This window comes from Pseudomonas paraversuta, assembly GCF_904067025.1.
GTDB lineage: Bacteria > Pseudomonadota > Gammaproteobacteria > Pseudomonadales > Pseudomonadaceae > Aquipseudomonas > Aquipseudomonas paraversuta.
The window spans coordinates 1,533,861-1,547,063 of sequence record NZ_CAJFDA010000001.1 but is presented as its reverse complement, the minus strand read 5'-3'; the positions used below and the strand labels follow the sequence as shown (position 1 = coordinate 1,547,063).

The 13,203-nt window shown below is 55.9% G+C and carries 11 protein-coding genes and 2 pseudogenes; 9 read left to right on the top strand and 4 right to left on the bottom strand.

Translation table 11 applies throughout. The features are described 5' to 3' along the window. Window positions 1-325: 325 nt before the first annotated feature. Complete coding sequence (gene oprI, locus JQ848_RS07320; protein ID WP_003172710.1) at window positions 326-577, top strand: outer membrane lipoprotei OprI; 252 nt, start codon at window positions 326-328, stop codon at window positions 575-577. Window positions 578-699: 122 nt separating this feature from the next. On the opposite strand, the gene JQ848_RS07315 is transcribed toward oprI, so the two are convergent. The 3 genes and pseudogenes from JQ848_RS07315 to JQ848_RS07305 form a co-directional block, all read right to left on the bottom strand. Continuing rightward, entirely contained in the window at window positions 700-1,728 is a 1,029-nt protein-coding gene (locus tag JQ848_RS07315; protein ID WP_003446819.1) for a L,D-transpeptidase family protein, read from the bottom strand. A 96-nt stretch (window positions 1,729-1,824) separates the two neighbouring features. Beyond that, on the bottom strand, window positions 1,825-2,118 hold the full coding sequence (locus JQ848_RS07310) for a hypothetical protein (RefSeq protein WP_003446817.1): 294 nt from the start codon (window positions 2,116-2,118) through the stop codon (window positions 1,825-1,827). 58 nt (window positions 2,119-2,176) lie between these two features. Beyond that, window positions 2,177-2,284 (bottom strand): annotated as a pseudogene (locus JQ848_RS07305) (arylesterase); the annotation flags it as partial. A gap of 656 nt (window positions 2,285-2,940) precedes the next feature. On the opposite strand from JQ848_RS07305, the gene hxsA2 reads away from it, so the two are divergent. Genes hxsA2 through hxsC form a run of 4 tightly spaced genes read left to right on the top strand, consistent with a single transcriptional unit; the run spans window position 2,941 to window position 6,134 of the window. Continuing rightward, complete coding sequence (hxsA2, locus tag JQ848_RS22945) at window positions 2,941-3,225, top strand: His-Xaa-Ser repeat protein HxsA2 (RefSeq protein ID WP_003446816.1); 285 nt, start codon at window positions 2,941-2,943, stop codon at window positions 3,223-3,225. Further along, window positions 3,225-3,527: a hypothetical protein gene (locus JQ848_RS07295; RefSeq protein ID WP_003446814.1), complete on the top strand. Its 303-nt coding sequence runs from the start codon at window positions 3,225-3,227 to the stop codon at window positions 3,525-3,527. The genes hxsA2 and JQ848_RS07295 overlap by 1 nt, the downstream gene beginning before the upstream one ends. Then, the gene (hxsB, locus tag JQ848_RS07290; RefSeq protein ID WP_202210426.1) at window positions 3,520-4,977 is read left to right on the top strand and encodes a His-Xaa-Ser system radical SAM maturase HxsB; all 1,458 of its coding nucleotides are present in this window, start codon (window positions 3,520-3,522) and stop codon (window positions 4,975-4,977) included. The genes JQ848_RS07295 and hxsB overlap by 8 nt, the downstream gene beginning before the upstream one ends. Beyond that, on the top strand, window positions 4,971-6,134 hold the full coding sequence (hxsC, locus tag JQ848_RS07285) for a His-Xaa-Ser system radical SAM maturase HxsC (RefSeq protein WP_003446810.1): 1,164 nt from the start codon (window positions 4,971-4,973) through the stop codon (window positions 6,132-6,134). Before hxsB ends, hxsC begins: the two co-directional genes overlap by 7 nt. Window positions 6,135-6,268: 134 nt before the next feature. Here the strand turns inward: hxsC and JQ848_RS07280 are convergent, their stop codons facing one another. Further along, complete coding sequence (locus JQ848_RS07280) at window positions 6,269-6,874, bottom strand: arylesterase (RefSeq protein WP_003446808.1); 606 nt, start codon at window positions 6,872-6,874, stop codon at window positions 6,269-6,271. Window positions 6,875-6,884: 10 nt separating this feature from the next. Between JQ848_RS07280 and JQ848_RS07275 the strand changes: the two genes are divergently transcribed. From JQ848_RS07275 to JQ848_RS07260, 4 genes and pseudogenes are all read left to right on the top strand, one after another. Next, complete coding sequence (locus tag JQ848_RS07275; protein ID WP_003446806.1) at window positions 6,885-7,568, top strand: ABC transporter ATP-binding protein; 684 nt, start codon at window positions 6,885-6,887, stop codon at window positions 7,566-7,568. Beyond that, window positions 7,568-10,072: an ABC transporter permease gene (locus tag JQ848_RS07270; RefSeq protein ID WP_202210425.1), complete on the top strand. Its 2,505-nt coding sequence runs from the start codon at window positions 7,568-7,570 to the stop codon at window positions 10,070-10,072. The genes JQ848_RS07275 and JQ848_RS07270 overlap by 1 nt, the downstream gene beginning before the upstream one ends. Window positions 10,073-10,106: 34 nt before the next feature. Further along, window positions 10,107-10,277, top strand: a pseudogene (locus JQ848_RS07265) (transcription elongation factor GreB); the annotation flags it as partial. A 504-nt stretch (window positions 10,278-10,781) separates the two neighbouring features. After that, window positions 10,782-13,193, top strand: a complete 2,412-nt coding sequence (locus tag JQ848_RS07260; protein ID WP_202210424.1) for a type I restriction-modification system subunit M — start codon at window positions 10,782-10,784, stop codon at window positions 13,191-13,193. The last annotated feature ends 10 nt before the right edge of the window (window positions 13,194-13,203 follow it).

The window sequence follows — 13,203 nt, the reverse complement described above, 5'->3', positions numbered from 1 at the left end:
GTACGCTATGGACACCAAACCTGTGGCCAGCCCGATAACTTGCCAGCACCCTTAACATTTTTCTGAAAGTTAAGCCTATGACGCACAACCGAACTTAAAGTCACGCCATCAAGCGGCGGGCTCGACCCACGGCCAGGGCTTTAAACTGGCTGTTTTTCAAGCACAATCTGTTAAAGCTAGTCCATCCGCATTGATTGCCAAATATTTTTTTTGGTTCTTGCGCTAGGTCAGTTTACTTACTACAAGTAATGGGTAGTATGTACGCCGGCTGTTTCCTCGCTTTGAAGGAGCAGCTTCAAATAGAAAGTCCTTGAAGGGGAACACGATGAACAACGTTCTGAAATTCTCTGCTCTGGCATTGGCCGCAGTTCTGGCTACCGGTTGCAGCAGCGTATCTAAAGAAACTGAAGCCCGCCTGACTGCAACTGAAGACGCAGCAGCTCGCTCCCAGGCTCGTGCTGACGAAGCATACCGTAAAGCTGACGAAGCTCTGGCTGCTGCTCAAAAAGCACAGCAGACTGCTGATGAAGCTAACGAACGTGCTCTGCGCATGCTTGAAAAAGCAAGCCGCAAGTAATAATCCTTCGGGGTTATTATCAAGCCGACCCATTTATGGGTCGGCTTTTTTATTGCCCGCAACTAAGCGGGCAATAAAAAACCGCCAGGGCATTAACCGTGGCGGTTTTTTTTAACGTGAATTTACTGCACGTAATCCAGCGACTGGCCAACTGGCTCAGCTGAATTAGCAACGCCTATTTCTTCCGGGATACCGGTCTCGGCACCCACAACAGGGAAGGCTTTGTCCTTGTCGATCTGAATGCTGTTCTCCAGGTCTTTGTGCTTGAGCAAAAAGTTGATAAACCCCGCGTACTTGTTCTGCAAGTCTTCAGGGGTCAAATGCGACTTGTCGCTGACGGCCACCAGAGAGCCATCTTTGACATTCAGCGGCTCATGAACCTCAAGGTAGACCTTGCCACCACTCAAACCCAGCTTGTAGGGTTCGTTGATGATTCTGACCGGGGTTCCCACCGGCACCATTTGCGCCATTTCCAGCACGTTTTTGTTAAGCATGCGGAAACAGCCATGGCTGGTACCCGTGCCAATGCCAAACTTTGCGTTCGAGCCGTGGATCAGGTAACCCGGCATGCCGAGCGTGAACTTGAAGGGCCCCAGCGGGTTATCCGGCCCTGCAGGCACCACGTTGGGCAGCGGGTCGCCGTTCCTGGCGTGCTCGGCCTTGATCGAAGCCGGCGGCGTCCAGGTCGGGTTAGGCGTCTTGGCAGTGACCTTGGTGAACCCCAGAGGCGAACCCCAACCTTCGCGTCCGATCCCCAGCGGAAAGGTGTAAACCTTGTCCTGGTCCTTGGGGAAGTAGTACAGCCGGTACTCTGCCAGGTTGATCACAATCCCTTCACGCTTGCCCGGCGGCAGGATGAACTGGGTCGGCAACACGATATTGGTATCGACAAGCGTGCCATCCGGATTCTTTTTGACCGGCAACCAGGCGTCCACCCCCGGGTTGGCCGCGATCATTTCCGAGTACCCAAGTTCGTACTGGTTGCCCAGATCGGCAAAGGAGTCCTCGTACTTGCCCTTGATCACCTGCACCTCACCCACCACATCTTCACCCGGCGGTGGCAGCGGGAATTCAAGCGCAGAAACGGGACCCGCAACACACAATGCGGCAACTGACAGGTAGCGGGTGACTGCAGGTAGGCGCGACAACATCCGGAACATCCTTCGCATAATCAACGGGGATAAAAAAGGGAGTGTACACCGCGCCCACGGTGATCGTGGGCCGGTTCAGGTGCCAGACAAGTTAGATCATAGTTCAAAGCGCAATTCAGGCCAGATCGGCTCGGTGCCGCGGCGTTGCGACTCGATGATTGCCCGGCACAACGGGCACAGCCGGTGGTCCTGGAAGACCTTGCGCGTGACATCTGACCAACGTGGCTGCGCAGGCAGCAACGAGCCGCATAACGTGCGGTCAATGGTGCCTCCCAGCTCCAGTTGGCGCGTCACCAGATGCACCCGTACCTCCTGGCAGGCGAACAAATCGAGCTGCTCATCGGGCTCGATCAGTTGATAGGCATATAAAGACCAGGCAGGACGCGACATCAGGGGCTCCAAATCGGGGGGGCGCCACCTTAGCCGAAACACTGCAACTAGAAAAGCATCAAAGCAGCGGTTTTAGCACCGGCCACACATTATCCAGCAAACGGCCCTGCGCTCCGACCGCAGGATGTATGCCATCGGCCTGCATCAGCTCAGGATGACCACCGATAACTGAGCAAGGAGGGCATCAAGCAGGTCGATGGCCTCTGGTGCTTTCATATCAATGGAAATGGCTCTAACAAGTCAATCAAGAACAAGCACAGCGACCGAACCTTTCCCCTGAGTGACGGCTCATTCAAGACGTTTGCGTTGAAAGAGCTCCTCAAGGCTGTCGAAGCGGGCGCCCTACCCTCTGATAATGGCGACTATCCAGTGAGGCCAGCAAGAGCCTCGGTCTGTTGATGAAGAAAATCCATGGGGAGATCCATGAGACAACCCAGACGCTTCACATGCAGAGACATATCTTACAGTCCGCCCTGCAAGCTGAAGGGGCTCCCGTTGCGTTCCCTCAAGCCATCACCGGGCACTCATCGCGCACCATCACTTCGGGACCTATGGCGCTGAAATCCCTGTAGGGAAGCTCGGTAAGGAACCCAAGAAGGTGCTCAAGGCATCGACCCTGCGGGAGCATTAGGAAAAGTGGCGCCAATAATCAGCTGAGCTCAGCAAAACGCTGCATAAGGCTTTACTACAAGCTACCCACGCGGAGGGCAACCGCCGGATTATCACCGCGAAAAACACCATTAATTGATTGCATATTGATATCATAGATACACGTCACCGAGACGAACCCAATAACCCTCACAGTGATAGGGATATCCCGCAATGAAAAAGCGCTCCTTCCTAGTTCCCTTGGCCACTCTGGCCGCAGCCATAGCTACAGAACAGGCTTCAGCCCTAACCTCTCATGACGTTGTAGAGCCCAGCTCAAAAGCCAAGAATACATTTCAAGCTGAAGCTCGAAGCGAGAATCTTTCTGTTCGCGGTGGCAATGATCTATTCGCCTTCGTTCTCAAGCGCGGGGATCAGGGGCAACTGATGGCTTACCACAGTTCCCATAGCTCCCACTCTTCGCACAGTTCCCATAGCTCCCACTACTCGGGTCGATAATGACTTTCTCTCATACGCTCGTGTTTGATGAGCGGCTTTATGACGCACTGGTTTTGCAGAAAGCTGCTTATCGATCTATCAATGCCCTGACGGTTGATATCACACCCGAAGAGGGGCAGTTTTTCTGCGCTTTGTCATCGAATATCGGCGTGGACGAGCCGTCCTTTCTGTCTGCCATCCAAGAATTCAAGAAGGATGTACTCGATTATCATCTGCGCCACCGATTGGCAATTGAGACGCAACCGATCAAAAACCTGATCCTCGGACTCGCCTTTTCAAAAACCGGACTTATTAGTGAGTAAATTCCAAAAGCTGGAGTTCTACGCGGAGCAACGTCCCTACGAGTTGCTACCCTTTAAGTTCGACCGTCTGAATGACGACGAGTATGTCATTACCAACATGGCTGGCGAATTTCATGTCATACCGGTGCCGATGCTGGAACCGATCATTCGCAAGACGCTTCCGCTCTCATCAGAGCTAATCCCTACGCTTCGGTCCAAACAGTTCATTCGCTTCACCAATGAGCAGGCACCACTCCAGCTCCTGGCACTCAAGATTCGCACGCGATTGGCCAGGCTGGCCGAGTTCACCAATCTGCATATCTTTGTAGTGACGCTTCGGTGCGACCATAGCTGTCCATACTGCCAGGTTTCAAGGCAGTCCGAGAGCAAAGGCGAATTCGATATGACCACAGAGATGGCAGACAAATCTCTGGATTTCGTCTTTAGATCTCCCAATCCAGCCATCAAAATTGAATTTCAGGGTGGCGAGCCGCTGCTGAACTTCGAGATGGTGAGGTACGTTGTTCTTGAGGCAAAAAAACGTAATTTCAAGGAAGGACGTGACCTACAGTTCGTCATTGCGACCACGCTTTCGCTACTGACCGATGACGTGCTCGACTTCTGTAAGCAGCACAACATCGTGCTTTCATCTTCACTCGACGGGCCAATGGATCTGCACAATGCAAATCGCCCACGACCAGGCCGAGATAGTCATCAGCGCTTCGAGGAAGGTTTGAAGAAAGCCCGTGCAGCTCTAGGCTATGACCAAGTGTCAGCCCTGATGACAACCACTGATATAAGCCTGCCACGAGCACGCGACATCATTGATGAATACTTGCGTCTGGGCTTTGATGGCATCTTCCTACGCACCCTCTCCCCTTACGGCTTTGCGATCAAGACCAAAAAATTCATGTCGTATGATACGGAGCGCTGGCTGGAGTTTTACAAGGAAGGCCTTGAGTACATTATTGAGTTAAACAAGTCCGGCATACGATTTGTAGAGCAGTATTCTTCGCTCGTGCTGACAAAAATGCTGACATCAGGGGACCCTGGGTTTGTTGATTTGATGAACCCCGCCGGCGCTGGTATCGCAGCCATCGTGTTCAACTACGACGGATCGGTCTATGCCTCAGATGAAAGCCGTATGCTTGCCGAAATGGGTGATCATACGTTCCGTCTGGGCAACATTCTTGAACACTCGTATGAGGAGGTCATTCTCTCTGATCAGCTTCTGGATGCACTGGAAAATTCTTTCACCTTAAGCGCTCCAATGTGCTCTGACTGTGCATTTGAACCTTACTGTGGAGCAGAGCCCGTCTACCATCACGCCATTCACAAGGACGTGGTAGCAAGAAAACCTGAGTCCTCTTTCTGCAAGCGAAATATGGCGATTTTCAAGCACCTTATTGAGCTAATGGAAAATGATGAGCAAACAAAACGGATTTTTATGGGTTGGGCCAACCGATGCTGAAACTCGGCGGAAAGATTATCCGCATCCATGCGGTTGATGTTCATAAGCACCTCACTCTGGTCAAGGTGTCGACCAGCCGGAATTTGCCTGAAGTCTTGCGACGGGAAATAGCCTACTTGGTTTCCGATCAGGAGATCCCGCGAGGATTCGCACACTACCTTCTGCTTGAGAAACATCGCCAGTTGGTTGAGGTACTGCCTTCCGACTCTGATTACTCGATCCTACCGAATGACTACAGCTACATCAGTGACGGTGACATTATCCGGCTTTCAGCAGATCGACAGAGCATTAGCGTGCTATTTCGAGCGTCGTCGCCTCACAACAGCATCTTGGTTACCGAGCAGTGTAATCATTACTGCCTTATGTGTTCACAACCTCCTAAGGCAGTGGATGACTCGTGGATACTTGACGAAATCGAGAGCCTGATTCCACTAATTCCAAAAGATACCCGCGAACTTGGGTTTACTGGGGGCGAGCCGACAACCAACCGGGAGCGCTTCCTTAAGATCATCAGCCTGACAAAAAGTTATTTGCCGAGAACAGCAATCCATATTCTCTCGAACGGGCGCAGCTTCAAAGACCTAACGTTCGCTGAAAAGTATGCGCAGATTGAATTGCCCGACGCGATGATCGGGATCCCTGTCTACTCAGACGATCCGACGCTGCATGACTACATCGTCCAGGCCCAAGGCGCATTCGATGAAACCATTCAGGGCATCCTCAATCTGAAGCGCTTGGGCCAGAAAGTTGAGATCCGAGTCGTGATTCACAAGCTATCGGTGCAGCGTCTGCCTGAACTGTGTGAGTTCATCGCGCGTAATCTGCTATTTGTTGACCATGTAGCGCTGATGGGCCTTGAGATGATGGGCTTCACCAGGGCCAATCTCGATGAGCTATGGATTGACCCAGTCGAGTACAAAGATACGCTCAGCAAATCGGTTAGCATTCTGGCCAATTACGGCATGAATATCTCGGTTTATAACCATCAGCTGTGCTTGGTGAATCCAGACATCCAGCCCTACTACCGCAAATCAATAAGCGACTGGAAGAATGAGTACGCGCCTGAGTGCCAGAGCTGCACAAAACAGCGAGAGTGCGGGGGCTTTTTCGCATCAGGTGTTAAATTCGGCTACAGCAAGAGCCTAATTCCATTCTGACTTTGGCTTCAAATCTTGGACTGCCCCCGGCACCGTAGACATCTCCAGCCTATGTTTGGAGAGTATCTAGAAAACCCGGGGCTATTCAGATACCTCCCCACAACCAGATCTTCCTAATCCTCTCAGCGATTACATCAAAGCAGCGGTTTTAGCACCGGCCACACATTATCCAGCAAACGGCCCTGCGCTCCGACCGCAGGATGTATGCCATCGGCCTGCATCAGCTCAGGATGACCACCGATACCCTCGAGGAAAAAAGGCAACAGCTCGACCTTTTTCTCCTCCCCCAACTCGCTGTAGACCCGGGCAAACGCCGTCGTATAACGCGCACCATAATTAGGCGGCAGCTGCATGCCCAACAGCAGCACTTTGGCCCCCGCCTCCAGGGACTGATCAATCATGCCAGCAAGATTTTGTTTCAATTGCGCCGGTAACTGGCCGCGCAGGCCATCATTACCGCCCAATTCGACAATCACCACATCGGGTTTATGCTCTGCAAGCAGTGCCGGCAGCCGCGCGAGCCCTCCTGCACTGGTGTCACCGCTGACCGAGGCATTGATCACCTGGTCATCGTAGCCTTGCTGCCTGAGCCGCTGCTCCAGCAACGACACCCACCCCAGACGGGTATCCAGGCCGAAAGCCGCGCTGATACTATCGCCAACAATCAAGATTGTTCCTGCCGCTGCATTCTGTGCCATACACATCAGGGCCAGGGCAGCACTTAAAAACCACACACGCATTGGATTCTCCATGGGCGAAAGTATTCTCACCGCGCAGAACCTTAGCAAAGTGGTCCCCAGCGCGGAAGGCGAACTAACCATCCTGCACCCTTTGAGCCTTGAGCTGAACAAGGGCGACAGTCTGGCGATCGTGGGCGCATCGGGCTCCGGAAAATCCACCCTCCTGGGCCTGCTGGCCGGCCTCGACCTGCCAAGCCAGGGCGAAGTGATTCTGGCCGGACGTGCCCTCAGCAGTCTGGACGAAGATCAGCGCGCACGCGTCAGAGCCGAACACGTCGGGTTTGTGTTCCAGTCATTCCAGTTGCTCGACAGCCTCAATGCGCTGGAGAACGTCATGTTGCCGTTGGAGCTCGAGGGCCGTAGAGATGCTCGCGAGCACGCCCGCCACCTGCTGGAACGGGTCGGCCTGGGGCAACGCCTGAGCCATTCGCCGCGCCAGCTTTCCGGTGGCGAACAGCAACGGGTAGCCATAGCCCGGGCATTTGCCGCCAACCCGGACGTACTGTTCGCCGACGAGCCCACCGGCAATCTGGACAGTCACACCGGTGAGCGCATTACCGAGCTGCTCTTCGAATTGAACAAGGAGCGTGGCACCACCCTGGTGCTGGTGACCCACGATGAACGCCTGGCCCATCGTTGCCGGCGCCTGATCCGTCTTGAAGCCGGCCATTTGGTCGGCCCCCTGGAGCCTTGATGGCACGCTTGCCGCTGTTGCGCCTGTTCAGCCTCGCCGTGCGCCAGCTCCTGCGCGATGCCCGCGCCGGGGAGTTACGCGTGCTGTTTTTTGCGCTTCTGGTCGCCGTCGCCGCCAGCACGGCCATCGGCTATTTCGGTGCCCGCCTCAATGGCGCGATGTTACTGCGTGCCACCGAGTTTCTGGGCGCCGACCTGGTGCTCGATGGCAGCTCACCGGCACGTGAAGAGCAAATCAGGGTGGGCAGGGAATTGGGCCTGCAGCACGCCCGGGTCGTGGAGTTTTCCAGTGTCATCGCCACTGACAACGGCATTCAGCTGTCCAGCATCAAGGCGGCTGACAGTGCTTACCCCTTGCGGGGCGAGCTGAAAAGTGCAGCGCAACCCTACGCCGAGGAACAACCCGGCGGTGGCCCCGCGTCCGGGGAAGCCTGGGCAGAAGCCAGACTGCTGACGGCCCTGGACCTGAAAGTCGGCGACCCCATCGATGTCGGCTCCAAAACTGTGCGTATCACCCGCGTCCTGACCTACGAGCCAGACCGCGCCGGCAACTTCTACAGCCTCACCCCACGGGTACTGATCAACCTGGACGACCTCGCCGCCACCGGTATCGTACAGCCCGGCAGCCGGGTCAGCTTTCGCGAACTGTGGCGAGGTGACGCCCCGGCTCTTGAATCCTATCGCCAGGTCATCAAACCCGGCCTCGACGCCAACCAGCGCCTGCTGGACGGGCGTGATGGCAACCAGCAGATTGGCGGCGCGCTCGGCAAGGCCGAACGTTATCTGAATATGGCCAGTCTGGTGGCGGTGCTGCTCTCTGGCGTCGCAGTGGCGTTGTCTGCAACCCGCTTTGCCAATCGCCGTTTTGATGCCAGCGCCCTGCTGCGCTGTCTGGGCCTGTCCCGGCGCGAAACCCTCTGGCTGTTTACCCTGCAACTAACGGTACTCGGCTTGCTGGCCAGCCTTGCGGGGGCTCTGCTCGGCTGGGTGGCGCAGCTTGGTTTGTTTGCACTGTTGCATGATTTATTGCCTGCCGATGTGCCGGCCGGCGGCCTGATGCCGGCCATTGCCGGGATGGGAACCGGGCTGGTAGCACTGGCCGGTTTCGCCTTGCCGCCACTGGCTGCGCTGGGGCGCGTCCCGCCGCTACGGGTATTGCGCCGTGACATATTGCCGATCCCGGCCAGTACCTGGACGGTTTACGGCGCCGCCTTGCTGGCACTCGGGCTGATCATGTGGCGCATGAGCCTCGATCTGGTGCTGACGTTTGCCCTGCTCGGCGGTGGCATAATTGCCGCGCTGGTGCTCGGCGGTCTATTGCTGCTGGGCCTGCAAAGCCTTCGCCGCCTGCTTGCCGGGGCCTCGTTGCCGTGGCGTCTGGGGCTGGGCCAGTTACTGCGCCATCCACTGGCCGCTGCCGGTCAGGCCCTGGCCTTTGGCCTGATTCTACTGTCGATGGCGTTGATTGCCCTGCTGCGTGGCGAGCTGCTCGACACCTGGCAAAACCAGTTGCCCAAAGATGCCCCCAACTACTTCGCCCTGAACATCCTGCCAGCGGATAAAGACGCGTTCAGCAAGCGCCTGCACGAACTGCAAGCGCAGGCGGCGCCACTATACCCGGTGGTGCCCGGACGCTTGATCAGTATCAATGGCGAGCCCGTGCAGGAGCTCGTCAGCAAAGACTCCCCTGGCGACAAAGCGATCCAGCGCGACCTGAGCCTGACCTGGGCCGCCGACCTGCCTGCCGGCAACCAGCTGACTGCGGGCACATGGTGGACAGCTCAGCCGGGGGGCGATGTACCCGGTGTGTCAGTGGAGGCAAAAGTAGCCGAAAGCCTGAAACTCAAACTGGGCGATCACCTGGTCTTTACCGTTGCCGGGGTCAATCGCGAGGCCCAGGTCAGCAGTTTGCGCAGCATCAACTGGGACAATTTCCAGCCGAACTTCTTCATGATCTTCCAGCCGGGCACCTTGCAGGACTTGCCCGCCACCTATCTCACCAGTTTTTATCTGGCCCCGGGTCATGACCGGGAAATCATCGATCTGTCGCGCAGCTTTCCGGCCGTGACCATTCTGCCTATCGAAGCCCTGCTGGCGCAGCTGCGCAGCATCCTTGCGCAAGTCACCATCGCCGTGGAATACGTGCTGCTGTTTGTCCTGGCTGCCGGTATGGCAGTGCTGTTCTCCGGTTTGCAGTCCACCCTGGACGAGCGTATCCGCCAAGGCGCCTTGCTGCGGGCCCTGGGGGCAGAACGGCAACTGTTGATCAAAACCCGGCGCATAGAGTTCGGCCTGCTGGGTGCTACCAGTGGTTTACTGGCCGCCCTGGGCACCGAGCTGGTGAGCCTGGTGCTGTATCGCTTCGCCTTCGACCTGCCATGGCATCCACACCCGTGGTTGCTGGTGCTGCCTGTACTAGGGGCATTGATGGTCGGTGGTGCCGGGGTGTTTGGCACCCGCCGGGCACTTAATGCCAGCCCGCTAACCGTGTTGCGCGAGGGCTGATAGACTCGCGTTTTTCATATGCCAACGGATGCCCATGAGCCGCTATCGCCCTCCCCGCCCTGCCGGCACCGCGCTGATCACCCCCGAAGGTGAAGCGCGAATGCGTGCCGAGCTGCACGAGTTGTGGCACGTGCGCAGACCGCAAGTCACACAGTCGGTCAGCGAGGCTGCGGCCCAGGGCGATCGTTCGGAAAACGCCGAATTCGCCCAAGCACCCCATGCACCGTACTATTTCCCCTGTACCCCTTGCTCTGCCTCATCTCTCCAGATAGTACGCATACCTTTATATCTGTACTATTCGAGTATATGTAGGGCTGGATAACGCCGACATGGTTTCAACAATCAGCTGTCACCGGTAGAGTTTGAAAAGCGTTACGCAATGCGGTTGCGCCACAACTCTCACATCACGACAATGCGAGATATCACCGAGGGCACGGAAGGCAGCATGGAGCTGCAGGATCAGCTAGGACATGGCCTGCCTCGTTCACAAGAACGAGGTACTCAAGGATTTGCCCGCTCAGAGCGGCGCCTTCATCAAGCGCTGCAATCCAGTATTGCAGCCAGTCCTCAAGTCTCCCTGGTTAATAGTGCATATTCCGAATCAGACACGCAGCCACTGCAGGCCGTTCAAGCTACCGTTCCGGTGCAACACCCAGTCGAAATCGTCACCTCACTCCTACCCCATTTGCTCAGGCAGTAACTTTCCCCAATGGCTATCAAAAAATCTGAACTGTATTCCTCCCTGTGGAAATCCTGCGACGAGTTACGTGGTGGTATGGATGCTTCACAGTACAAGGACTACGTCCTGGTGCTGCTGTTCGTGAAGTACGTATCCGACAAATACGCTGGCAAACACAGCGCAATGCTTGAGGTGCCGGTCGGCGGGGGCTTTGCCGACATGATCGCGCTCAAAGGCGACAAGGAAATTGGCGACAAGCTCAACATCATCATTCGCACCCTTGCCGAGGCCAACAGCCTCACCGGCGTGATTGATGTGGCCGACTTCAACGATGCCGAAAAGCTTGGCAAAGGCAAGGAGATGGTGGATCGGCTGTCCAACCTGGTAAGCATCTTCGACTCACCCGGCTTAAATTTCAAAGGTAACCGCGCTCAGGGTGACGACATCCTCGGCGATGCTTACGAATACCTGATGCGCCACTTCGCCACCGAGTCAGGCAAAAGTAAAGGTCAGTTCTACACCCCGGCAGAAGTCTCGCGGATCATGGCTAAGGTCATCTGCATTAACGCAGCCACCGACAGCACCCAGACCATTTATGACCCGGCCTGCGGTTCTGGCTCGTTGTTGTTGAAAGCCCACGACGAAGCCAAGCACGCCACCAACCTCGACCTGAGCATCTATGGCCAGGAAATGGACAACGCCACCAGTGCCTTGGCTAAGATGAACATGATCTTGCACAGTTGCGAGACGGCCACCATCTGGAAGGACAATAGCCTCTCTGCGCCGTACTTCACTGAAGCCCATGGCCCGTTCAAAGGTCAGCTCAAGCGTTTTGACTTCGTCGTCGCCAACCCTCCTTTCTCAACCAAAGCTTGGAGCAACGGGTTCAATCCGGCTGAAGATGAGTTTGAGCGCTTCGGTTTGGGTATTCCGCCCGAGAAGAATGGTGACTACGCCTTCTTGCTGCATATCCTTACCTCGCTCAAGCACTCTGGCAAAGGCGCGGTAATTCTTCCGCACGGAGTGCTATTCCGTGGAGGTGCTGAAGGCACTATTCGCCAGCGCATTCTCCAGCAGGGCTTTATCAAGGGCATCATCGGCTTACCGGCGAACCTGTTTTACGGCACCGGCATCCCGGCCTGCATCATCATTCTGGATAAAGAGCACGCCCACAGCCGCAAAGACATATTTATGCTCGATGCCAGCAAAGGCTTTATTAAAGACGGCAACAAAAACCGCCTGCGCGAGCAAGACATTCACAAGATCGTCGACACCTTCACCCAGCAGCACGAAGTAGCCAAATACTCTCGCCTAGTGCCGCTGGCCGAGATTGCTGCCAATGACTACAACCTCAACATCCCGCGCTATATCGACGCCAGCGCTGCCGAAGACCTGCAAGACATTGCCGCCCACCTGCAAGGCGGCATTCCCAACCGCGACATCGATGCGTTGGCCGCCTATTGGCAGGTTATCCCGGCGGTACGCGCCAGCCTGTTTGCCCCCGCACGGGCTGGCTACAGCCTGCTGCAAGTGGCCATTGGTGCGATCAAACCGACTATTTTTGCCCATCCAGAATTCACCACTTTCAACCAGACCATCACCGAGCTGTTCGAAGGCTGGAAAACCCGCAATCGTCCGCATTTGCACGCCATCGCAATTGGTGACAAACCCAAGGCGTTGATCGACAACCTGGCCGAAGACCTGCTCGCCAGCTTCGCCCAGGCCCCGTTGCTGGATGCCTACGACGTATACCAGCACCTGCTCGATTACTGGGCCACAGCCATGCAGGACGATCTGTATCAGCTAGTCAGCGACGGCTGGCAGGCACTGATTGTTGATGGCCCGAACAAAGGCCAGCCGAACACAGACTTGTTGCCGCCAGAGCTGCTGATCAAACGCTACTTCGCCACAGATGCCGCTGCCATCGAGCAGCTCGCAGCCGCCCGCGATGCTTTTAGCCGCCAGCTTGAAGAGATGGATGAAGAACAGGGTGGCGAAGATGGTCTGTTAGCCGAGGGTAAAACCGACAAAGGCAAACTCAGCGCCAAAAGCGTGAAAGATCGAATCAAGGTAATCAAAATCGACCTAGATGCCGCCAATGAGCGCTCTGCCCTTGAGCACTATCTCGCCGTGCTGGAGCAAGAAGCCGCCGCAGGGAAAAAGGTCAAAGATGCGCAAAAGGCGCTCGATGTAAAAGTCGCCAAGCAATATATTCAGCTCAGCGAGCCGGATATCAAAGCCTTGGTGATTGAAGACAAATGGATTGCGACCTTGACCATTGATGTACAGACCGAACTGAATCGCGTCTCCCAAGCCCTGACCTCGCGTATACGCCAACTGGCAGAACGCTATACCACGCCGTTACCGCAATTGACCATTGAGGTCGAGGCACTGGCAGCTAGGGTGGGCGAGCACCTAGCCAAGATGGGTTTTGCGCTATGAGTGCGCAGGT

Coding starts and splice junctions, on each gene's coding strand:
- JQ848_RS07270 (WP_202210425.1), top strand. CDS start 7,568: ATGGCACGCTTGCCGCTGTTGCGCCTGTTCAGCCTCGCCGTGCGCCAG.
- hxsC (WP_003446810.1), top strand. CDS start 4,971: ATGCTGAAACTCGGCGGAAAGATTATCCGCATCCATGCGGTTGATGTT.
- JQ848_RS07280 (WP_003446808.1), bottom strand. CDS start 6,874: ATGCGTGTGTGGTTTTTAAGTGCTGCCCTGGCCCTGATGTGTATGGCA.
- JQ848_RS07310 (WP_003446817.1), bottom strand. CDS start 2,118: ATGTCGCGTCCTGCCTGGTCTTTATATGCCTATCAACTGATCGAGCCC.
- JQ848_RS07260 (WP_202210424.1), top strand. CDS start 10,782: ATGGCTATCAAAAAATCTGAACTGTATTCCTCCCTGTGGAAATCCTGC.
- oprI (WP_003172710.1), top strand. CDS start 326: ATGAACAACGTTCTGAAATTCTCTGCTCTGGCATTGGCCGCAGTTCTG.
- JQ848_RS07315 (WP_003446819.1), bottom strand. CDS start 1,728: ATGTTGTCGCGCCTACCTGCAGTCACCCGCTACCTGTCAGTTGCCGCA.
- JQ848_RS07275 (WP_003446806.1), top strand. CDS start 6,885: ATGGGCGAAAGTATTCTCACCGCGCAGAACCTTAGCAAAGTGGTCCCC.
- hxsA2 (WP_003446816.1), top strand. CDS start 2,941: ATGAAAAAGCGCTCCTTCCTAGTTCCCTTGGCCACTCTGGCCGCAGCC.
- JQ848_RS07295 (WP_003446814.1), top strand. CDS start 3,225: ATGACTTTCTCTCATACGCTCGTGTTTGATGAGCGGCTTTATGACGCA.